Source organism: Gracilibacillus lacisalsi DSM 19029 (assembly GCF_000377765.1).
Classification (GTDB): Bacteria; Bacillota; Bacilli; order Bacillales; family Amphibacillaceae; genus Gracilibacillus; species Gracilibacillus lacisalsi.
On record NZ_KB898675.1, the window covers coordinates 25,013 to 47,698 of the forward strand.

25 protein-coding genes are annotated in these 22,686 nt (G+C 36.9%); 19 read left to right on the forward strand and 6 right to left on the reverse strand.

Annotation, left to right across the window (positions count from 1 at the left end; genetic code table 11):
* Positions 1-258: 258 nt before the first annotated feature.
* Complete coding sequence (locus D569_RS0117070; RefSeq protein WP_018933646.1) at positions 259-840, reverse strand: HAD-IA family hydrolase; 582 nt, start codon at positions 838-840, stop codon at positions 259-261.
* 69 nt (positions 841-909) lie between these two features.
* Between D569_RS0117070 and D569_RS0117075 the strand changes: the two genes are divergently transcribed.
* The 9 genes from D569_RS0117075 (at position 910) to D569_RS0117115 (ending at position 8,238) form a co-directional block, all read left to right on the forward strand.
* Positions 910-1,914 (forward strand): DoxX family membrane protein, encoded by a 1,005-nt coding sequence (locus tag D569_RS0117075; protein ID WP_018933647.1) that lies wholly within the window; start codon positions 910-912, stop codon positions 1,912-1,914.
* Between the two features lie 85 nt (positions 1,915-1,999).
* A complete protein-coding gene (locus D569_RS0117080) occupies positions 2,000-2,842 on the forward strand; it encodes a DegV family protein (RefSeq protein ID WP_018933648.1) in 843 nt (280 codons plus the stop codon).
* A 749-nt stretch (positions 2,843-3,591) separates the two neighbouring features.
* Entirely contained in the window at positions 3,592-4,728 is a 1,137-nt protein-coding gene (locus D569_RS0117085; RefSeq protein ID WP_018933649.1) for a trans-sulfuration enzyme family protein, read from the forward strand.
* A 9-nt stretch (positions 4,729-4,737) separates the two neighbouring features.
* Positions 4,738-5,493 carry an SDR family NAD(P)-dependent oxidoreductase gene (locus tag D569_RS0117090; RefSeq protein ID WP_018933650.1) on the forward strand — a complete coding sequence of 252 codons (756 nt, stop codon included), beginning with the start codon at positions 4,738-4,740 and terminating at the stop codon, positions 5,491-5,493.
* Positions 5,494-5,580: 87 nt separating this feature from the next.
* Positions 5,581-5,685, forward strand: a complete 105-nt coding sequence (locus tag D569_RS24095; RefSeq protein WP_018933651.1) for a YjcZ family sporulation protein — start codon at positions 5,581-5,583, stop codon at positions 5,683-5,685.
* A 202-nt stretch (positions 5,686-5,887) separates the two neighbouring features.
* On the forward strand, positions 5,888-6,649 hold the full coding sequence (gene map / locus D569_RS0117100) for a type I methionyl aminopeptidase (RefSeq protein WP_018933652.1): 762 nt from the start codon (positions 5,888-5,890) through the stop codon (positions 6,647-6,649).
* A gap of 21 nt (positions 6,650-6,670) precedes the next feature.
* Positions 6,671-7,384 (forward strand): AzlC family ABC transporter permease, encoded by a 714-nt coding sequence (locus D569_RS0117105; RefSeq protein WP_018933653.1) that lies wholly within the window; start codon positions 6,671-6,673, stop codon positions 7,382-7,384.
* Positions 7,384-7,677, forward strand: coding sequence for an AzlD domain-containing protein (locus D569_RS0117110; RefSeq protein WP_026287367.1), 294 nt, complete (start codon positions 7,384-7,386; stop codon positions 7,675-7,677). Before D569_RS0117105 ends, D569_RS0117110 begins: the two co-directional genes overlap by 1 nt.
* An 18-nt stretch (positions 7,678-7,695) precedes the next feature.
* Positions 7,696-8,238 (forward strand): GNAT family N-acetyltransferase, encoded by a 543-nt coding sequence (locus tag D569_RS0117115; protein ID WP_018933655.1) that lies wholly within the window; start codon positions 7,696-7,698, stop codon positions 8,236-8,238.
* A gap of 215 nt (positions 8,239-8,453) precedes the next feature.
* Here the strand turns inward: D569_RS0117115 and D569_RS0117120 are convergent, their stop codons facing one another.
* Entirely contained in the window at positions 8,454-9,329 is an 876-nt protein-coding gene (locus tag D569_RS0117120; protein WP_018933656.1) for a cation diffusion facilitator family transporter, read from the reverse strand.
* A gap of 220 nt (positions 9,330-9,549) precedes the next feature.
* On the opposite strand from D569_RS0117120, the gene D569_RS0117125 reads away from it, so the two are divergent.
* The 6 genes from D569_RS0117125 (at position 9,550) to D569_RS0117150 (ending at position 14,659) form a co-directional block, all read left to right on the forward strand.
* Positions 9,550-9,795 carry an IDEAL domain-containing protein gene (locus D569_RS0117125; RefSeq protein ID WP_018933657.1) on the forward strand — a complete coding sequence of 82 codons (246 nt, stop codon included), beginning with the start codon at positions 9,550-9,552 and terminating at the stop codon, positions 9,793-9,795.
* Between the two features lie 408 nt (positions 9,796-10,203).
* Positions 10,204-11,034 (forward strand): M15 family metallopeptidase, encoded by an 831-nt coding sequence (locus D569_RS0117130; protein ID WP_018933658.1) that lies wholly within the window; start codon positions 10,204-10,206, stop codon positions 11,032-11,034.
* 515 nt (positions 11,035-11,549) lie between these two features.
* Entirely contained in the window at positions 11,550-12,410 is an 861-nt protein-coding gene (yabG, locus tag D569_RS0117135; protein ID WP_018933659.1) for a sporulation peptidase YabG, read from the forward strand.
* Between the two features lie 169 nt (positions 12,411-12,579).
* A complete protein-coding gene (gene fumC / locus D569_RS0117140; RefSeq protein WP_018933660.1) occupies positions 12,580-13,965 on the forward strand; it encodes a class II fumarate hydratase in 1,386 nt (461 codons plus the stop codon).
* A gap of 93 nt (positions 13,966-14,058) precedes the next feature.
* The gene (locus tag D569_RS0117145; protein ID WP_018933661.1) at positions 14,059-14,262 is read left to right on the forward strand and encodes an alpha/beta-type small acid-soluble spore protein; all 204 of its coding nucleotides are present in this window, start codon (positions 14,059-14,061) and stop codon (positions 14,260-14,262) included.
* Positions 14,263-14,404: 142 nt separating this feature from the next.
* On the forward strand, positions 14,405-14,659 hold the full coding sequence (locus D569_RS0117150; RefSeq protein WP_018933662.1) for a hypothetical protein: 255 nt from the start codon (positions 14,405-14,407) through the stop codon (positions 14,657-14,659).
* 118 nt (positions 14,660-14,777) lie between these two features.
* Here D569_RS0117150 and D569_RS0117155 read toward each other — a convergent pair whose 3' ends face one another.
* The 4 genes from D569_RS0117155 to D569_RS0117170 form a co-directional block, all read right to left on the reverse strand.
* Positions 14,778-15,878, reverse strand: a complete 1,101-nt coding sequence (locus tag D569_RS0117155; protein WP_018933663.1) for an ABC transporter ATP-binding protein — start codon at positions 15,876-15,878, stop codon at positions 14,778-14,780.
* Positions 15,879-16,033: 155 nt separating this feature from the next.
* Positions 16,034-16,930, reverse strand: coding sequence for a PucR family transcriptional regulator (locus D569_RS0117160; RefSeq protein WP_018933664.1), 897 nt, complete (start codon positions 16,928-16,930; stop codon positions 16,034-16,036).
* Positions 16,931-17,041: 111 nt separating this feature from the next.
* Positions 17,042-17,230 (reverse strand): hypothetical protein, encoded by a 189-nt coding sequence (locus tag D569_RS0117165; protein WP_018933665.1) that lies wholly within the window; start codon positions 17,228-17,230, stop codon positions 17,042-17,044.
* Between the two features lie 43 nt (positions 17,231-17,273).
* Positions 17,274-18,509 carry a YheC/YheD family protein gene (locus D569_RS0117170; protein ID WP_018933666.1) on the reverse strand — a complete coding sequence of 412 codons (1,236 nt, stop codon included), beginning with the start codon at positions 18,507-18,509 and terminating at the stop codon, positions 17,274-17,276.
* A 90-nt stretch (positions 18,510-18,599) separates the two neighbouring features.
* Between D569_RS0117170 and D569_RS0117175 the strand changes: the two genes are divergently transcribed.
* From D569_RS0117175 to D569_RS0117190, 4 genes are all read left to right on the forward strand, one after another.
* Positions 18,600-19,724 (forward strand): DUF445 domain-containing protein, encoded by a 1,125-nt coding sequence (locus D569_RS0117175; protein ID WP_018933667.1) that lies wholly within the window; start codon positions 18,600-18,602, stop codon positions 19,722-19,724.
* A 94-nt stretch (positions 19,725-19,818) separates the two neighbouring features.
* On the forward strand, positions 19,819-20,169 hold the full coding sequence (locus tag D569_RS0117180) for a YlbF/YmcA family competence regulator (protein ID WP_018933668.1): 351 nt from the start codon (positions 19,819-19,821) through the stop codon (positions 20,167-20,169).
* A gap of 99 nt (positions 20,170-20,268) precedes the next feature.
* Positions 20,269-21,168: an ABC transporter ATP-binding protein gene (locus D569_RS0117185; protein ID WP_018933669.1), complete on the forward strand. Its 900-nt coding sequence runs from the start codon at positions 20,269-20,271 to the stop codon at positions 21,166-21,168.
* Positions 21,161-22,420 carry an ABC transporter permease gene (locus tag D569_RS0117190; protein ID WP_018933670.1) on the forward strand — a complete coding sequence of 420 codons (1,260 nt, stop codon included), beginning with the start codon at positions 21,161-21,163 and terminating at the stop codon, positions 22,418-22,420. The genes D569_RS0117185 and D569_RS0117190 overlap by 8 nt, the downstream gene beginning before the upstream one ends.
* Positions 22,421-22,686: the final 266 nt, after the last annotated feature.

Here is a 22,686-nt window from a genome sequence, read left to right on the forward strand (position 1 = left end):
AACTCCCGGAAGTTGATAGTAAATCGCAAAAGTTGATAGAGAACTCCCGGAAGTTGATAGTAAATCGCAAAAGTTGATAGAGAACTCCCGGAAGTTGATAGTAAATCGCAAAAGTTGATAGAGAACTCCCGGAAGTTGATAGTAAATCGCAAAAGTTGATAGAGAACTCTCGGAAGTTGATAGTAAATCGCAAAAGTTGATAATAAACTCCCCGAAGTTGATAGTAAATTATCAGGGACAACTATAAACTTTTAAAAATTATTTTAGGACAAGATGATCGACTTTTGTAATCCATTTATTACTTGGATCAGCATGAATCGTTTGCCAGCCCAATTCAACTGCAGGGCTCAAGTTTTCTTTTTTATTATCAACAAATACAATCGGTCGATCGGGGTCTAATTGGTCATTGCAGATATTATAGATTTCAGGGTTTGGCTTAGCTACACCAACATCTGCAGAAACAGTGGTACTAGTTAAAAAAGGATGAAGCCGATCTATAACAGGTTGGAGCCATTCTGAACGGTGATTACTTAAAATATGTATATCGCTTACAGTACTCCATTTGTCGACATGCTGAATGCCTTCTAGTTCGACTAGGCTTTTCTGCATAGCTATTTGCAAATAATCCAGGTTGATTTTGGGAAAAGTATAGCTGAGCCATTGCCAAAAAGCACGCTCGGAAATATCACCTTGCCATAGCTGTTCACGAATTTCTGTTTTATAAATGGCTCGGATTTTATCATAAGGAAGACCTGCCTGATTAACGAGTTCCTCCCAAAAGAGATCTAAATCGGTAGCAAGGACACCACCAACATCTAATACTAGTTGAAATTTATTCAAGATTAAATCCTTTCCTTTCTTCCATATGATATGATTAACATCGAACATTCTATTAAAAGGAGAAGTACAATGTTATTACGTAAAAAAGGACTAATATCATTCTTTATAGCACTTTTACTAGCAACACCTATTACTACTTTTGCGCATGTAAAATGGTTTGCGGAAGTCGAGCCGGAAAAAGTTCCGATTGAGCAAATACTATCCCCATTTTTCATTACATTTGCAATTGTTGTAGCAGTTACTTTAGCTATTTTATCACAAGTAATGGATTATTTTTTGAAAATACCGTATGCAACGAAAGTAGACGATTTCCTTAATGGTATTCGCAAATATTCTCGTCATATTCTGAAATATGGTACAGCAATTGCATTCATTATTCAATTAGTATCAGGAACAATGTTTGCACCCGAGTTTGAAATAACAGCTTTCTGGCAAATAATAATAATGGGGATTATCATTGTCTCCCTGTTAATTCCTCATCATATCAGTACGAAAGTGGCTGCCTTTTTCATGCTGGCACTGTTTATTATGGTATGGCAAGATTATGGCTGGTTTTACATGTTGGATTATGGCTTTTATTTAGCCATTATTTTTGTATTATTTATTGGAAAAACAAAGCTGGAACGTTGGGGTTTTCCTTTCTTATATTTGGGAACAGGATTAAGTCTTTGTTGGGTCGCAGTTGAAAAATGGGTGTACCCGGCAATGTCATTGGATATTGTCGTGAATCACCATGTACCAACCTTTGGGTTTGATCCAGAAGTTTTTATTGTAATGGCAGCTTTCGTTGAATTTGTCGTTGGATATTTATTAGTTGTAGGGATTTTAAATCGAATTCTTGGTTTGGTCGTTACACTGATCTTTATCTCCACGACATTACTATTTGGTATGACAGAAATTATCGGTCATGCCATGATTCACATTGTATTGATTATCTTTATTATTGAAGGAGTATCATTTTATGATCCACCGATTCGTATACATAAGACAAAAGTAGACCAATTTGTCTTTGTGTTCTTAAACTTTATTTTGGTGTTAGCTACTTTTATCTTAATTTATTACCGTTTTGCGTAATTTGTCGATTTACTTGACTACTGATATCAAGTAAAATAGACGCTAATACGATTGCACACATTGTGCAGGAAAAGGGGCGAGTGTCATGAAGAAAATAGCATGGATTACGGACAGCTCATGTGGTTTAGATAGAGAATATGCGGAACAACATGATATTTTTATTATTCCTTTAAATGTAATCATCAACGGTAAAACATATAAAGAAGAAGTCGATTTAACGAAAGAAGAGTTTTATCAAATGTTAAAAGAGCACGGTGATGATGCAAAAACTAGTCAACCAGCCTATGGAGACTTCATTACCTTATATGAACGATTAAAAGAGGAGTATGATTTTGGTATTGCCATTCATGCTTCTAGTCAGCTTACTGGGACATATCAAAGCTCGATTTCTGCATCTGAAATGGTCGGATTTGATGTGGAAGTAATTGATTCGAAAATTGGCGATTTTGCTTTAGGCAAAATGATTGAAAATGGTGTGCAAATGGCAAGGGATGGTTATAGTGTAACTGAAATTGTCCAACAATTAAGATCATATCCAGCGTTTGCCCAAATGTACCTGATGCCACAAAGCTTTGACCAACTAAGGAAAAGTGGTAGAGTAAGTGCGGCACAATCCATATTTGCGTCATTATTAAACATTCACTTAATACTTGGCTTTGATGATGGAAAGGTTGTTGTCAAAGATAAAGTACGGATTAAAAAGCGAGCGAAACGAAAAATGTTTCAATTATTGGATGATGCAATGGATAAATATCATTTAAAAGAAATTTGTATACTACACGCAGGTGTCAAAGACCAAGCGTACAAATGGAAAGATGAAATCGAAAAACTACATGCAGAACTAAAAGTTAACATTCAAACCCTCGTTCCAGTAGCAGGTGTTCACACCGGTCACGGTACCATGTGTTTGGCATGGTTAAGGGATTAAACTATGAGCGTTAAATAGCTGCAGGTTATCCATAAACTGCGCAGTATCTCTCTTGAGGAGCTGCTCTGTCCATCCTCCCATAGAGAGTGCACCGAATACCGCTTCGGCAGAATACTGCGCTTTCCGTGGGCACGGCCTCAGCTAACTTGGTAAAGAAAAGCACTTTACCAAGTGGATCTTCGGCTCGCGTGAGTTCCCACAGGAGTCTCCGTATTCTGCCTACGCTATTTTTGTTATCTGATTATAGAAAGAAATGAACTCATGGAACTAAAATTTTCTGTTTAATTACAGTGCTAATCGGCTGTGAATACATCTTTAGCATAGTCGTATTCTATGCTAAAGATGGTGGAGAAATCGACTGGTTGATTGCGGAAAAGTGTTGTGGATTATACCTTAACGAAGGCCGTCCACTTCAACTCCTGTGGGATCTGTTTGACCTGAAGATCCACTTTTTCGAGCGATTTTTGCTCGAAAAAGTTAGCTGAAGGGCAAACCCCACGGAAAGGGAAGTGGGCAGCCGGAGTGGTAGTTATCATCACGATATATGTCAAAATTATCTTTTAGGTGACCGCACATCTAATTACCACGCTACTTCAGACAGAACTTTCATTACTTCACAGTATGTATCTACTCTGAATTAAAGCAAGGTGGAAAGATCAAGTTTTTCTTATTGGAAAAACTTGATTTTTGCGTTAAAGTAGTATTATTAGAAAAAAGTCAGAATGTTTAGATAGAGAGGGCGAGCAACAATGGGACAAGGATTTGATACGAAATCTGTGCACGTAACAATGAAAAGAAAAGAAAGTGTACCAACAAAAGTAACACCCATTCATCAAACATCAGCTTTCACCTTCGAAAACCTAGAAGATATTGAGAATTTCTATAAGGGTGAACGAGAATATCTGTATACGAGAGTAGGGAACCCCAACACAGATGAACTAGGTCATGCTGTAGCAAAACTAGAGGCAGCACCAGCAGGAATCGCTTCTTCTTCAGGACTGTCAGCAATCATGGTCGGAATGCTTTCCATTGCAAAAGCAGGAGATCATATTATAGCGTCAGAAGACTTATATGGTGGTACGTATGAATTGCTAGCAAATGAACTAACCGCATTTGGTATTGAAGTAAGTTTTGTCTCCTTCGAAAATGATCTGGAACAGAATATTCGAGAAAATACAGTATTACTATATACCGAATCGATTACCAATCCACTTTTACGAGTTGAAAATATAGAAAAGGTAGTCGAAATTGCTAAGAAGCATAACTTGAAGACAATGATAGATAACACATTTGCCACTCCTTATTTATTACAACCTTATGCAATGGGAGTTGATCTTGTCGTACATAGTGCAACCAAATACCTAGGTGGACATAGTGATATTACAGCGGGTGTGTTAGCAGGTGACGAAGATTTGATTGCAAAAGCCAAAACAAAAATGGTCAATTTAGGCTCGAATTTAAGTCCATTTGAAGCATGGTTAACAGTTAGAGGTCTTAAAACATTAAGTGTTCGTATGGAACGTCATGTAAAAAATGCAGCCAAATTAGCAGATGCACTAGCTGAACATCCCGCTGTAGATAAAGTCTATTACCCGGAATTTGTCTCAGAAAAAGGCAATGGAGCTATTGTGACGATTGACATTACGAACAATGCCGATATTGCAACTTTTTTTGAGTCATTAGATTGGATCAAAATTGTGGCGACATTGGCTGGGGTAGAAACAACGGTATCTTATCCAATTGGTACTTCTCATCGAAACTTGCCAGAGTCGTCTCAACAAGCATTAGGAATAACAAAAGGCTTAATCAGAATTTCGGTTGGAATTGAAGATGCAGCGGATATTATTTCTACGATGAAACATGCTTTAGATCAATCAAAAAAATGAGGTGATCCCATGAAATATGCCGTTATAACAGGTACTTCAAAAGGTCTTGGTGCATCGATAGCAAAACAGCTAATGGAAGCTTCTGTTCATGTGATTGGACTTGCCAGAGGAAAAAATCAAGAATTGGAAAATGCTGATTTGCCAGGCAACTATATGCATTATCAAGTCGATTTATCTGATATCGAACAAACAGAAGTAACGTTTCAAAACATCATTTCCTTTTTGAAGGAGCAGCCAGTAGAATCCTTGCAATTAGTGCAAAATGCAGCATTAGTCTCGCCAATTGAACAAGCAGGGAAACAAGACATTGCACAGTTAACTGCCCATGTCCATGTCAATTTATTAGCCCCAATGGTAGTGACTAATTTATGGTTGGATGCCTGGCGTGATACAGACTTATCATTGGTTATAGCTAATGTAACTTCAGGAGCAGCCAATCGATCTGTATATGGCTGGAACGCGTATGGAAGCACAAAAGCAGGATTAGATCGTTACACGGATACAGTAGCATTGGAACAAGAAACGCTAGGGACTGGCCATAAAGTTTTTTTATTCGATCCAAGTATTATGGACACTGATATGCAAGGTGAAATCCGCTCTGCAGATCCAAGCCAGTTTGTAGATGTTAATCAATTTAAAAATTATAAAGCAGAAAATAAACTCCGTGATACAGATGTAGTTGCAAAAGTATTAGTCGACCGATTATTAAATGAAGCATCGATACAAAATGGGGAGTATTACAGTGTGAAAGATATTTTTAAGTAGGTTATCACCCATTTTCCGTCATAACACTGACCATTTTCTTTCCTCTTACATAGTTTATAAGTGTAAGTATTATAAGGAGGGATATAGATGGGTGCACAACAATATGGTTATGGCTCAGGTTTTGCGCTAATCGTCGTGTTGTTTATTCTCTTAATCATCATTGGTGCTTCTTGGGGATACGGCGCGTACTAATTTAACAAGAGAATAGGCTTTCTCAACAGCTAGCCTGACAAAACATGACCCGTTTCATTACAAGAATGAAGCGGGTTTTAAATATGTTGTAAGCTTGTCTATCATTAAATTACTGAGTATTTTCTTACACATCTTTTCAGCAAAATATGATAAACTTTATAGAGATGAAATTTGGCAAAGGGATTTAGAAAGGAAGTTTTAAATGATCACTAGAAAAAGTAAACGTGAAATAGAAATGATGCACGAAGCTGGTAAATTACTGGCACGTTGTCATAAAGAAATTGCAAAGCGAATTAAACCAGGCGTAACAACGAAAGAAATCGATGCATTTGTAGACTCCTTTTTGGCTGAACATGGCGCAACTCCAGAACAAAAAGGATACAACGGTTATCCATATGCTACTTGTGCTTCTATAAATGATGAAATTTGCCATGGCTTTCCACGTGATGAAAAGCTAGTGAGTGGTGATATTGTGACGATCGATATGGTTGTCAACCTCAATGGTGGTTTGGCAGATTCTGCATGGACATATGTAGTTGGTGAACCAGATGAAAAAACAAAGAATTTATTAGAAGTAACCAAAACTTCCCTATATAAAGGTATTGAACAAGCAATGCCTGGAAATCGAATCGGTGATATTGGTCATGCTATTCAACAATATGCGGAAGCAGAAGGCTATTCAGTAGTTCGTGAGTTTACAGGGCATGGAATTGGTCCGACGATTCATGAAGATCCACAAATTCCGCATTTTGGTTTGGCTGGCAAAGGACCGCGTCTTAAAGAAGGTATGGTCATCACCATCGAGCCAATGATTAATGAAGGTGTATGGCAAAGTAAAATGGATGATAACAATTGGACTGCACGTACGGTCGATGGGGAACGTTCCGCACAATTTGAACACACATTAGTGATTTCTGAGGAAGGGCCAATTATTTTAACAGATCAAGACAATATCGAAGAATAAGCTAAAGGGGAAAAAGTTGTAATGAGCCTAGAGGAGAAACAGGTAATCAAGATGCAGATAAGAGATGGGTTCATTGCCGGATCACCAATTGTTGTAGGCTATTTACCGATAGCAATTGCTTACGGTGTTTTAGCGAAGCAGGCAGGGATGACATTAATGGAACTTACTGGTATGAGTCTCCTTGTCTATGCTGGTGCAGCTCAGTTTATGGGCGCAGGTATGATTGGTCTTGGTGTTAGTGCTCTAGAGATTATCATTGCGACGTTCGTTTTAAACTTCCGTCATTTTGTCATGAGCCTATCTTTTATTAATCAAATTAAGCAGTATGCAATGAAGTGGAAATTTGGTTTATCATTGGGCTTAACCGATGAAACCTTTTCCGTTTCATCTATTTATAAAAAACAGGGAAATCAGGCATATGGATACTTTTTCTATGGAACGATTATGCTTACTTCCTATCTATCTTGGGTTTTGGGCTCGTTCCTTGGTGGTGTGCTCGGTGATATTATTCCTCAAAACTTAAGTCAGAGTATGGGTGTTGCGCTATATGCAATGTTTATAGGATTATTGATTCCTTCGATACGAAAATATAAACGAATTGCGATTATAAGTATTGCTGCAATGTTAATCAACTATATAGTAAGCCCATACATAGGAGATGGCTGGGGGATTGTAGTGGGTACTGTCCTAGGTGCATGTATCGGTATTTTCGTATTAGAGGAGGAGAAATTATGATGATTTGGGTCATTATTATTGGAATGGCGCTTGTCACAGTGATTCCCCGAATAATCCCAGCCTTTATCGTTGATTTCATTCAATTTCCTGATTGGGTGAATAAGTGGTTACAAGCCATTCCATATGCAGCATTAGGTGCACTGATATTTCCGGGAATTATGACAGTCGTACCAGACCAACCATATATTGGTGTCGCTGCAGGAATAGTGGCAATTTTGCTGGCTTGGCTCCGAATTCATGTTATTTTAGTTGTATTAAGTGCGATTTTAACAGTGTTTCTTTTAACCATTTAAATGTTAGGGTGTTAACACATGTATTATATTAGAAAAGCACGTATCGAAGACGCGCAAGCTATTGCGGAGGTTCATGTACATAGTTGGAAAGCAACTTATCAGAATTTAATTAATGAACATGATTTATCCAATACAACAGTTGAACATCGACAAATCTATTGGGAAACGATCCTGAAGTTGCCGAGACAGCAACAACCAGTGACAGTGATTGAGGAAGAGGGAGAAATTGTCGGGTTTATTTCAGGAGGCAAGGAAAGAACTGATCGTTTTGGTTATGATGGGGAAATTTTTGCAATTTATTTATTACCATCCCATCAAAGAAAAGGTCTAGGAAAACGTTTGTTAAAAGCTTTCGCGGAAGAAATGAAAGAATTAGGCTACCAGTCATTATTAATTTGGGTATTAACAAATAATCCTACTCATCAGTTTTACTTACAATTTGGGGCTGAGAAAATCGAGCAAGAACAAACAACGATTGGTCATGGCACATATCAGGAAACAGCATACGGTTTTGTGAATATTGACACTCTCATAGATAAATTAATTGCAAAAGGACTGTAACCTAATTTGGATACAGTCCTTTTTGATGTCCAGGTATTGATCATGTGGATAAAGTTGAGTTCACTGTCCCACGTCCATAACGCCCTCAGAAACTAGGCGACTTCATCCATGCTCTACGATACGAAACAGTCTGCCTTCGCTTACCATTTTCTACAACGAATAATAGAAATAGCATATTGGTTTGATAGTGATTTCCTATCTCTCAACATAAGACCTTATTGTTCGTTTTCGTATGGTTCAATATGAATATGGGCATGTGGTACGTCATGCTTTTCTTTTAACTTTTCCTCGATATGATCTGTAATATCGTGACTTTCTTCCACGGTCATATGTGGATCTACATAAATAGTTGCTTCAATCAGGGCTTGGTTACCATGCAATCTTCCTTTTACATCTTTAATCTCTAATACATCAGGATGGTCATGGATACTTTTTTTGATTTGATCTAATTCTTTTGGTTGAAATCCATCTGTGAGTGTATGAGTAGCTTCTCTAAAAATATCCCAAGCTGTTTTACAAATAATCAAACCTACAATTGCTCCGGCCAAAGGGTCAAGCCAGTATATTTGAAATTGTGCCCCGATAATCCCGACAAATGCCCCAATACTTACAAGTGCGTCGGATTTGTTATCTTGAGCAGCTGCTTGAAGTGCGCTGCTGTTGATTTTTTTTCCTAAGCGTAAATTATATAGATATACAATAAACATAACAATTGCTGCTCCTAAAGCCGTCCAAGCGGTTAACATATCTGGTTGTGAAAAATCGCCAGCAATAATGGATTGGACTGTATCAAATAGTACTTGGATACCAACCATCATCATAATGAAGGCAGCTATGAGTGAAGCAATCATTTCTGCGCGGAAGTGGCCGTAATGATGGTCTTCATCTGGTGGCTTCCGAGATATTTTTAAGCCGATTAATACAGCTATGGATGCCACAACGTCAGTGGCGTTATTTAAACCATCAGCACGTAACGCGGAGGAATTACCAATTGTGGCTATGACTAATTTAATAGTGGATAGCAGAATATATGTGATAATACTAAGCCATGCCCCTTTTTCTCCTTCTTTATATTTATGATATTGATCCATAAGCGTCCTCCGATGTTTCTTATAGTAAGATAAGCTTATCAAATGAAAGTGTTTTACGTCTACTTTTAGTGTTTCCTAATCACTAAAAAAATTGCTGAAAAAGGATTACCATACGTTTAAGATAACCATTTTCAGGGAATATGTTTAATAACCATTAACAAAATGAATTTTTCGTCATAAAATGGTATTCAAGTAGAGCTTAGAAAGGGAGGCGTGCTTCATGAAAAAACATAAGGTGAGTTATCAATTGAAAGTGTTCCATATGAACTCTAAATCGGTACTTAGAGCTAGAAGAGAGATTCCGTATGAAATTCGTTTAGCGTCACAACTTGTATTGGACGATCTTTGTTTTACTTGGAATAAGGCACGCTTGGAAGAAGAAATAAACCAATCTATTGATGATAACAATAAAGAAACATTCAAAAAATTGAGTGAAACATATAACAGTTATATATGGGAATCATAAGCGTTTACCTCGTTCGTTAACTCGACGAGGTTTTTATTTTACATAAAACCATATAATGCGCGGTCACGATTTGATCTCTTCCGTTCTTCCTTTGAGAATGCTGACATATGTTCAGGTAGAATAGTTCGCAAGTGCAACATCTACTCAAACAAAAATTACTTTCGTAGTGTTTTCTATGCTGTCGTTCTACTCCTACCGAAGGAGATATCCCTGGAAGCGCCGTTCTGTTCCAAGGAAAAAGTCTTCTCCATCTGAGGATAATCAGAACTTTCGTGACTCGATGCAGGTGTCTACTATACCTTTTTAATAGGCATTTTAATTCTCTCCATCTATATGGATTCTGTCTAAAATATGTTATAGTAATAAGAGTGTAGATTGTTTAGTTGTCATATGGAAAGGGTTATAATAATGAAAAAAACAGCAATTTTTATCTTGCTAATAACTTTCTTGATTGGATGTCAACAAGAAAACTTTTTAGCACAACAGATAGAAAAAAGAGATACTCAACAAGATTATAAAGAAGAACCGGAATCTTTTGTCCAAGTGGAAGAAGAAGATAAAGAACAAGCAGAACAAGGAAAAGAAGAAGAGGATAAAGGAAATGGAGAAAAGCAGGAAAATGAGCAGATCGATGAAAATAAAGATGATTCACTGACAGTTATCGATAATCCTGACAGTGTATCACTTGTTGTTAATAAACAGCGAAAATTGCCAGACGGTTTCGAACCGGATGACTTAGTAGAGGCGAATGTCCCTTACCATGCAGCAGAAGGGGATCCGAAGCGTTTAATACGAAAAGTAGCAGCAGATGCATTGGAGGACCTTTTTGCAGCCGCAAAGGAAGATGACTTAGATCTAGTAGCTGTTTCAGGCTATCGCTCCTATGACCGCCAGAAACAAATATATGAAAATAATGTTGCGACAAAAGGTCAAGATCATGCGGATAAATTCTCAGCGAAACCTGGAACTAGCGAGCATCAGACAGGTTTGGCAATGGATGTTGCCTCAGCAGCATTAGTGGCTGTTCTGGAACAAAGTTTTATTGAAACAGAGGAAGGGCAATGGCTGGAAGATCATGCCCATGAACATGGTTTTATCATTCGCTATCCAGAAGGAAAAGAAGACATTACTGGATACAGTTACGAACCATGGCATTTACGTTACGTAGGAAAAGAAACTGCGACAGAAATTTATCAAGCGCAAGTAACATTAGAAGAATTCTTTGGACTTTATCCTTAAACCAAGAAGCTAAAGCTTCTTGGTTTTTTAATTAGCATTTGTAAATATTCTTCATGAAACTGGAGTATTAAAAGAGCACTTTCTTGTTTTGCAAGAAGTGAAGTTGCCAGTCGGATAGTCGAACTTATGCGCAATCGTACTTTTTTATCAGGAAAGTCCACGCAAGCACAGAAAACTAGGCAATTTCACGAATCGCTCAATCATCGCTTATTGCGGTCCCTAAAATATCGGGAAAACTTCTTATTCCACTTGTTAGATTTCCCTGTAATTTCATTTTTACCGGGAAATCCGTCAATTTTAAAAGGGTGATTTCCTGGTGAATGTAGCTTTACCGGGAAAACATACAGTTACATGCAACGGTTTTACTGGTATTAGATATGTTAACAGAAAAATACAGATACAGGTGGGAGAGATGTATTACAAAGGCTACAAACAGACTGGGTGATTTCATCTTATTCACCAAAAATACTAACCTCACATAACCTATAGTAGCAAGCTCATTATGGGGTGATTTGGTGAAGCTGATGACAGGAATGCTTGTGACACGATATTCTTATAAACATGATATCGTTTTTCGTATCAAAAATATAAATGATGATAAGGTATTACTACACGGAGAAGATTTACGTCTAGAAGCAGATGCACCTTTTGATGATCTTCGTATTTTACCAGAAGAAGATATTAGAAAAAGACAGGATGAAATAAAAGAAAAAGAAGAGTATTCATATCGTCTTTTTCGTCAAGATTATCAGCTAATGAAAGAAAAAAAAGATTATGAGCATAAAAAAATAGAGCCACGTAATATTCAACGATTTCAATTACCAGTAAAAGTACTACACATTGATGGTGATCGACTTTATTTAAAGAAATGCATTGAATTATATCAGCGACTAGGATTGCAAGTGCATGGTGTGTATGTGCAAGAAAAAGAATTACCGATTGAAATGGAAGACCTGGTTAAAAAAGTGCAGCCAGAGATTATCGTTATTACCGGACATGATGCTTACTCAGAATCAAAGGGCAGTAAAAAAGATATGTCCGCATACCGCAACACACGATTTTTTGTTGAAGCTGTACGTCAAGCGAGAGCATGGTCTCCCAATTTGGATCAATTGATTATTTTTGCAGGGGCATGTCAATCACACTTTGAATCGCTTATTCGCGCAGGGGCTAATTTTGCAAGCTCACCAGATCGCGTCAATATTCATGCGTTAGATCCCGTCTATGTTGTAGCAAAAGTAGCCTACACACCTTTTATGGATAAAGTGAATGTTTATGATGTGTTAAAAAACACACTTACTGGTGAAAGAGGTCTAGGGGGAATGGAAACAAGGGGGCTTTATCGTACCGGTATACCTTATGTAGAGACAAAATAGTTTTGTCTCTATTTTTTTCGCATTTTTTGATACAATATAAAGGGAAACTTGTCACAGGGTGTTAAGGAACGTGATCTCCTAACTTAGAGCTCTTTAAATTTGAAGTGAGGGGATTTACTGACAATTAGCTCCGTGATAAATGAAGATTACATAAGGGGGAGAATGTATAATGGATTATCGTATTGAACGTGACACTATCGGTGAAATGAAGGTTGCGAAGGATAAGTATTGGGGAGCGCAAACACAGCGTAGTAAAGAAAATTTCCCAATTGGTAATGAGACAATGCCAACAGAAATTATTGAAGGCTTTGCCATTTTAAAACGAAGTGCTGCCATTGTAAATAGCGAACTAGGTCTAATGGAACAATTGAAAGCGGATGCGATAAATCATGCTGCAGACCGCATTTTAGCAGGCGAATTATATGAGCATTTCCCATTAGTAGTTTGGCAAACAGGTAGTGGTACACAATCCAATATGAACGTTAATGAAGTGATTGCTTATGTAGGAAATTTGTGGTTAAAGGAACAAAACAGTGATGTTACCTTACATCCAAATGATGATGTCAATAAATCACAAAGTTCCAATGACACCTATCCAACCGCATTACATATTGCTGCTGTCCGTAAATTAGAGGACGTTGTTTTACCTGCATTAGCAACTTTAAAAGCAACGGTAAAAGAAAAGATGGAAGCGTTTGACGATATCGTGAAAATCGGACGGACACACCTCCAAGATGCTACCCCATTAACGTTAGGACAAGAGATTAGTGGCTGGCATCGCATGCTGGAAAAAACAGAATCGATGATCAAAGACAGTATTCCCTACGTAAAAGAATTGGCTATTGGTGGTACTGCTGTTGGTACCGGATTAAATGCTCATCCGGAATTTTCAGAGCGTGTAACAGCAAAAATTAGTGAATATACCGGAAAAGATTTTGTTTCTGCACCAAATAAATTCCATGCATTGACAAGCCATGATGAGTTAGTCTATGCACACGGAGCATTAAAAGGATTAGCTGCAGACTTAATGAAGATAGGTAACGATGTGCGTTGGTTAGCTAGTGGACCTCGTTGTGGAATTGGGGAAATTACGATTCCTGCCAATGAACCAGGTAGCTCCATAATGCCAGGTAAAGTTAATCCGACTCAAAGTGAAGCAATTACCATGGTAGCGACACAAGTAATGGGCAATGATGCAGCGATTGGTATTGCTGCAAGTCAAGGTAATTTTGAATTAAATGTCTTTAAACCAGTTATAGCTTATAACTTCTTGCAATCTGCACAACTATTAGCAGACAGTATGCTATCATTTAATGATCGTTGTGTTGTCGGAATAGAGCCAAATCATGAACAAATTGAGAAAAACTTAAATGATTCACTTATGCTAGTAACAGCACTTAATCCGCATATCGGATATGAGAATGCCGCAAAGATTGCCAAAAAAGCATTTGCTGATAATACAACCTTAAAAGAAGCTGCAGTTGAATCAGGCTTATTAACAGCTGAGCAAGTTGATGAATGGATCAAGCCAGAAGAAATGACTTATCCAAAATAAACACGTTGGAATTGTTGCTAGAAATTGCTAACGAAATAAAAGCATATTGATCTCCTTTTTGTTCACAATATGGGGTACAGGAGGTGATCAAAGATGGCAACTAACAATTCAAATCAATTAGTTGTTCCTGGAGTAGAGCAAGCCCTAGATCAAATGAAATATGAGATTGCACAAGAATTTGGTGTAAACTTAGGTGCAGACTCTACTTCTCGTGCTAACGGTTCTGTTGGTGGAGAAATCACAAAACGATTAGTAACAATGGCTGAACAACAATTTGGTGGAAACCAACAACAATAATTGAATAATAAGAAGAAGGAGACGCTTATTTAAGTGTCTCCTTTTTACAGATTAAGAAAATATAAAAAAGTTGTAAAGCAATGAAAAAAGTACAATATATAAGTGAAATGAAGGAATGTAATATTCATTGCGGAGGATAAATATGTATATTTGTTATCTATGTAATGGTCTAGAAAAAATGGAGCATAGATGTCCGGTATGTGATGCACATATGTTAGATGGAGGTAAGGTTGTCGATTACTATGATGATTATGCGCCATATATTGAAATAAATGATGCGCAATTGATCGATGGAATTCCTAATTCCAGTTCCTCACATCAATGTGTGCACGTTGGAGTTTGTTCAGCTTGTAATTATTCTGAAGAAGTTGTTATCCATGAGCATGAATTTTCATGATAGTTTGACCAAAGGAAATAAATGTTTTTCATTCATTGAAAAGATATCAAAAGAATAAACCAATATGGAAAATAGAAAAACCCGTTTCGATCTAACGAAACGGGTTTGATTACATCATTTATTTAATGCGTTGTTCATTGTCTTTATCGAAGAAGTGGCATTTATGCATATCGAATGCCAAGTCAATTTTTTCACCACCGTGGATATCTGTACGAGAATCAACACGTGCAACGAATTCTTGACCATTTACTTCAGAGTATAGATAAGACTCAGAACCCATTAGTTCGGATACATCGATCGTAGCGGTAATTTTCTTACCTGGATTCGCATCTAAGAAGACAGGCTCATCATGGATATCTTCTGGACGTACACCTAGTACTACTTCTTTACCAACATATCCTTGTTCACGAAGTACTTTCATTTTTCCTTCAGGTACTTCAACTTTTGTATCACCAAGTGCAATTTTTCCTTCTTCTAATGTACCGTTAAAGAAGTTCATAGCTGGTGAACCGATGAAACCACCAACGAAGATGTTGTTTGGCTTATCATATACTTCTTTAGGGGCACCAACTTGCTGAATAACACCATCTTTTAATACAACAAGGCGAGTTGCCATTGTCATCGCTTCTGTTTGGTCGTGTGTAACGTAAATAGTTGTTGTTTGTAGACGGTGGTGAAGCTTTTGAATTTCCGCACGCATTTGTACACGAAGTTTCGCATCCAAGTTTGATAACGGCTCATCCATTAAGAATACTTTTGCATCACGGACGATTGCACGACCTAATGCAACACGCTGACGCTGACCACCTGAAAGTGCTTTCGGTTTACGGTCTAAGTAAGCTTCCAAACCTAGAATACGAGCTGCTTCTTTTACACGACGCTCGATTTCGTCTTTTTTGAATTTACGAAGTTTAAGACCAAATGCCATATTGTCATAAACATTCATGTGTGGATATAGTGCGTAGTTTTGGAATACCATCGCAATATCACGGTCTTTAGGAGCGACTTCATTCATCAATTTGTCATCGATGTAGAACTCTCCACTAGAAATTTCTTCAAGACCTGCAATCATACGAAGTGTAGTTGATTTACCGCAACCAGATGGACCTACGAATACGATAAATTCTTTGTCTTTAATTTCAAGGTTGAAGTTGTCAACTGCTTTGTCTTCACCTTTTGTATAAATTTTGTCAATGTTTCTTAATGATAATTCTGCCATTGTATTCCCCTCCTAATTTGTTGAAAGCGTTTCATCTATGTCTATTAGTTTACTAATAAAATGGCCAAAGGTAAATAGAAAGCGTGCACAAAAAAAGTCACCCTATTTGTGCACGGTTACAAAAGCATGTCCCTAACGTAAGATATTGTCTCATTTTACCATTTTGTACGCATGAGCAGACATAAATAAACGGCAATAGCTCCATCGAATTGTTTCACATCTATCCCCGTTTTCTCAATGAACTTGTCCACACGATACTGTAAACTATTACGGTGCATGTACATTTTTTTTGCCGCTAAGGTCGTATTGGAATTGGACTCCAAAAAGACCTGAACTGTTTTTAATAATTCTTCGTCACTTTTTACCTCATTAAGGATTGAATCTGTAATCATCTGTTGTTCTTTATCACTTATATCATGTAAAAATAGATACGGAATCGCTTTAATATAATCCAAAACAGCATGATTATGGCGTCTGGTTAAGTAGTAACATTTTTTGATCCATTCATAGAAATCTGGCGCCTGTTGAATATGATGTAATGTTGGACCGACAAAAAGCTTTATATTGATATAAAAATCTGTCGTCAGTACTTCGATAATCTCGGAATAGGATACATAGTCTTCCGTTGTTTGGACTTCTTCCTGAATGATCACTCCTTCATGATTGTTTTCCCACAGGATGGAGGTCTTTTGCGGGAACAAACCATGGATCGCTTCTCGAAATGATTCAGGATCAATCGACTCATCTGATAGGGAAAAATAAACAAAATGGAAGGCGGACAAATTATCTTCCATCATTTTTTTAGGAATTTCTTGTTGAAATAAGATATCCATCCATAATTTTTCGCGCTCAGTAGTCGGTGGTTGACTAGCTTTATATGGTGTAAGTAATATTTCTAAAATTTTCGATTCTCTCTCCGTTAATTCTTCTTTAGGTACTCCGATAATGTCATTTTCATTTGTGACATACCATTTATACGAAATCGTATCCATTTTTGTCTCATTTGAATGTGTAACTAAATTAGGGAACATTTGTTGAAGTTGTTCTAACATGTTTAAGCCTCTTTCATTGAAATATCATTTACTTCTATTATAACAAAGAATATGTGTTATGAGCGTTAACACCATAAAAATACACACACTTTTTAAAGAGTGTGTGTATTTTTACTCCCCGTCTGTTTCGGCGGGAAAGGCTTCTTTTTCTTTTGGCAATTTTCTTGCTTGTTCGATTTGCATTCGACCATGTACCGAATGTGCTGTACCACCAGCCATTCCTTCATTAATCATACGATCAACATCTACTTCATATTTTTCGCGAGAATCTGTCTGTTTTTTGGATGAAGGTTTTGCCATAATACTCCCTCCTCTAAGCATAGCTTGAACCAAAAGGTGAAAATCATTCAACATATAAGGAGAACTCAAATAAAGAAGTGAGATACGCTTGTGTTTTAGTTGCAAGCGCAGGATGAAAAAATACTTGCCAACTAGGTTTTGCCTGAACTTCTATTAACCAAAGTCTTCGTTCCTGATCGATACCGATATCAAATCCCAACTCTCCAATCGTACCAGGTAACATATTTTCCAACAGCTTGCTTAATACTATGGCTAATTCTTTTACTTTTTTGATGGTGTTTCTCCCTAAATTTAGTGTGTCTAAATCAACTATTTCATTCCCAGTATTTTTTCTTCCATATAATAAGGTCACTTGCCATTGCTTGGTTTTGTTTGTATGCACTCTTAGGTAAAAGGAATCTCCCTGATGTTGAATTAAATCTATTGCGTCCTGTAATACATATTGCCGGAAGCCATTAGGAAAAAACGCTTGTTTAAACTGTTCAAGGTCTTGATAATATTGTCGACTGTTATGATTGTGCGTAACAAATAGAAGGTCTCCCACTTCTTCTAAATAGAAATGATTGCTATCATCATCTTTCAATGGCATTAGTGTAACTGGATGCTGGGAAAGTTTATGTTGAATGGTCTGAATCGAAGGGTGAAAAGTGGTATCAGGTAGAAGATAATTGATTCGTTCATGATTCATAATATTATCATATACTTGCCATTTGTTAAAAAAGTCGGGATTAAATATAATAGAGTTTGTGGTCAAATACTGTTTTATTTTTTGTACCTTTTTATGTGACTCGATCTTGCGATTAGGTATGCGATTGTATATGACTGGTGGTATTTCTGTTTCAATCGTTTTCCACTCCTGTTCTTGCCAAACAACCCCTGTTGAGCTATTTGTTTGCAAATGAACGTCATGATAGGAGAAAAAAATCGTTTCAAATCCGAGTGTGTGCCCAACTCTAGCCATTTCTTGATATAATCTTTGATAGGATGATTGCTGTGGCGAACAATGGCTGAATACACCAAAGAGATAGTTTATGTGGCAGGTATTTGTATCGGTATTCAAAATGATTGGTGCATGATTGATTAAATGGAATTGCTTCATAATCGAAGAAGAAAGATAAATCGTGTTTGTTCTGTTATGATGGCTTAAGATATCACAAGGAATATTTTGTAAGCCGTGCTGTAGCATAGACATCTGTTTTAAATGATAGTAAGCCTCGGTAGGGACAATCATTCTATTTTTGTCATTAGGGTAGGCTATTATTCGGAATGTCTGTCGCATGTGAACACCTGCTTTCTACATGTAGGCTAATTCATTATATGCAGCAGGAAGGTGTACTATACTTTACAAAGAGGAAAGGTGGAAAGAAGGGTGGAAAACCTGATTATAATACTTTTCTTGGTGGTCATTGGTAGTTTTATTGGTGGGTTAACCAATTCTGTGGCCATTAAGATGCTGTTTCGGCCTTATCAGGCAATATATATCGGTAAATGGAAGGTGCCTTTCACTCCGGGTGTTATCCCAAAAAGGCGTGATCAATTAGCGAAACAACTTGGACAATTGGTTGTCAATCATTTACTAACGATCGATAGCATTCAATTAAAATTAGAGGACCAAGGATTAAAACAACAAGTACAACAAAGGATACACAAAGAGTGGCAGCATTTTCTGACCAAATCGATCACGATCAGCCAACTATCAGACAAGTTTCAACTAAACGTCAATGCTGATCGTGTGAAAGGAATGATTGCGGATAAAGTAATCGACCAAGTTCAGAACTTTCTGCAAAAAAATCACCAAAAACCGTTCAAGCATTGGCTTGGTCAGATGATAACAGAAAAAGAACTAGAAAAGACATCCATTTTTTTGCGAGATAAAGGAATCGATTTATTAAATAATGAAGAAACGCATCAAAAGATAGAAGCAGTTATTAAACAATATGCTGAATCCAAAGGTTTTCTAGGAAATATGGTGTTATCGATGTTCAGTAGCGATGAATTAGCACTGAAAATCCAGCGATTAGTAACGGATTATTTACGTTCTGAAGAAGGGAGCAGGTGGATTGAGCAAGCAGTCCAAAAAGAGTGGCAAAATCTTTTAAACCAAGAAGTTCAACTTATCGAACCATTATTTGCAAAAAAAGAAACACAACAGTTACTGCGCGAATTGATTTATGAAAATGTACCAGCAGAAGAATGGTTGGACAAGCCCATTCAGGAATTCGTAACCCCTTTTTCCAATCAAATAAAGGAAAAGGTACTACCGTTACTAGTCGAGCAGTTATTTAGCAAATTGTCAGATAGTGTTCCGACTATGCTGCAACATTTAGAAGTGGAGAAAATGGTCGAAAATCAAGTAGCATCCTTTCCAACGTCGAGGATAGAAGAAATCATTTTATCGATTTCTCGAAAAGAATTTAAACTGATTACTTATTTGGGTGCTTTATTAGGTGGATTTATTGGGTTAATTCAGGCGATTCTCTTTATCGTCGTTTAAATCTTTGTTATAGTGGTAAAGTACATGTAGGAACATATACATGAAGGTATAGCGACCTATGAATGACGTAACTATTTTAGGAGGATTTTATTTTATGTCTAACGTTTATGACAGTGCAAATGAGCTTGAAAAAGCAATTCAGGAAAGCGACGAATTCAAGGATTTGAAAGCTGCTTATGATAAAGTAATGGAAGATCCGAATTCTAAGCAAATGTTCGACAATTTCCGTAACACGCAGTTAGAATTACAACAGAAACAAATGCAAGGTGAGGAAATTACCGAAGAGGAAGTTGAAAAGGCAAAACAAGTTGTGGAACTTGTCCAACAGCATGAAGATATTTCCAAACTAATGGAACAAGAACAACGTGTCAATGTTTTGATTAATGATATTAGCCGTATTATCACAAAACCATTAGAAGAATTATATGGTGCACAACAACAATAACGAACACATCATGAGTTGCAGTATTTTGCTGTAGCTCATTTTTATTTGAAACTTTTTGCCTGTTACTACCGTAATAATAATTGGAAGGAGTGAAAGAATGTGACGTTAAAATTAGAGAATGTTACGAAAAAATTTGGATCATTTACAGCTGTTGATGATTTATCGATTGAGATACCTGAAAAGAATATATTCGGTTTTCTTGGTGCAAATGGTGCAGGAAAAACAACGACATTTCGAATGATCCTCAATTTATTAGATCAAACATCTGGATCTATTACATGGAATGGAGAAACAATTGATTACAGCAAAAGTGATCAAATTGGCTATTTACCAGAGGAGAGAGGTTTGTATCCTAAATTAAAGGTTCGCGATCAATTAATTTATCTAGGAAAATTACGAGGGATGCAAAAGAAAGAAGTATTAGATGAATTGACTAGCTGGTTGGATTATTTAAAAGTTCCACAGTATATGGATAAAAAAGTAGAAGAATTATCGAAAGGGAATCAGCAAAAAATCCAATTTATATCGGCTGTGATACATAAACCAAAGCTGCTTATTTTGGATGAACCTTTCTCCGGTTTGGATCCCGTTAATGTCGAATTGTTAAAAAAGGCGGTAATTGAATTAAAAAACACTGGAACGTCGATCGTCTTTTCCTCACACCGGATGGAGCATGTAGAAGAATTATGTCAGCATTTATGCATGATGCAGCACGGTAAACCGATTTTACATGGTGATCTTCGTGAAATTAAACGATCATTCGGTAAGAAGAATTTATCAATACAAGCGGATTTTGACCTATCCTTTTTAGAAAATGTTGCTGGTGTTGTTAAAGTGAAATACTTTAGCGATGGTGTTCTTTGTCAAATCGAAAATGAAAATGTCTCCCAAAGCGTATTAGAAGAAATATCAGGCAAAGGTTTTATCCGTAAATTTGAATTGGACGAACCAAGTTTGAATGACATTTTTATTGAGAAAGCTGGTGAGTCATATGAATAAATTTTGGATTGTCTTTTCTCATACTTATTTATCAAAAATCAAATCAAAATCATTTATTATCACCACTGCTATCATTCTAGCGTTAATTGTTTTAATGTCGAATGTTCAATCATTTATAGAAATGTTTGATTCAGATGAGACAGATCAAGTTGCAGTTGTAACAGAACAAGAAGAAGTTTACTCACAATTGGAAGCAAGGACGGAAGCCGACTTTGAATTAGAGCATTTTGACGGGACGCTTGAAGAAGCACAAGATGCGGTCGGGGAAGAAAAATTCATTGCTGTGTTGGATATCAGGGAATCGGAAGACGGCTTACCTGAAGCTACTTACTATAGTAAAGATTATACTAATCAAACTGCACAAAACATATTAGAAAGCCAATTACAACAAATAAAAGTGGAGATGGCAACCAATCAATCAGGTATTGATCCCGCTGTTATTGCTTCGATCTATGAACCAGTTTCTTTTGAGAATGAATTAATTGCTACAGGTAACGGTGACGCTAGTGACGTCAAAACAGAAGAAGAGTTAAGCGGAGCGCGAGGGCTTGTTTATGCTATCTTATTTTTACTATATATGGCGGTTATATTGTATGGAAATATGATTGCGATGGACATAGCCAATGAAAAAACATCAAGAGTCATGGAAATTTTAATTTCGAGTTCCTCCCCAGTCAGTCAAATGTTTGCTAAAATTTTCGGAATAGGCTTAGTAGGTCTAACCCAAATGGTTGTGCTATTAGGGACAGGTTACTTCGTCATTATGCAGAAACAAGATGAATTGATTGGTGATTTCTTTGAGTTTTTCGGACTATCTGATGTAAGTCTTTCTACATTTGTATACGCGATCGTTTTCTTCTTGTTAGGGTATTTCTTATATGCGACATTAGCAGCAATGTTAGGGTCATTAGTCAGTAGAACCGAAGATGTCCAGCAATTGATGACTCCTGTTACATTTTTAATTATAGCTGCCTTTATGATTTCTATGGTCGGATTAGGTATGCCAGAATCAACATTTGTCGTTATTTCATCGTATATCCCATTCTTCTCGCCAATGGCAATGTTCTTGCGGGTCGGCTTACTGGATATCGCATTCTGGGAAGTGGGGTTAAGTATTCTTATATTAATTGCAACGATTGTAGTATTTGCCATTTTAGGAGCCAAAATATATCGAGGCGGCGTACTCATGTACGGCACATCCACCTCATTAAAAGACTTCAAAAAAGCATTACAACTATCGAAAAAAGAATAAAAAAGAGGAAGCTATTTCGCAACAAGCGAAATAGCTTTTTTCAAATTTGTTTGGTTGTCCAAGTTGATAGTAAACCAATCGAAGTTGCCAGAAAAGTCGCCGAAGTTGATAGTAAACTCGAAAAGTTGATAGAGAAATACCTGAAGTTGATAGTAAACTACTGTCTCAAATAAAAAGAATTTTTCACAGAATCATTGGTCAAGTAATCAACCTCCCTTACTATTTTTTACCATAATACCATACCAGACTAAAATTGGAAATATTCT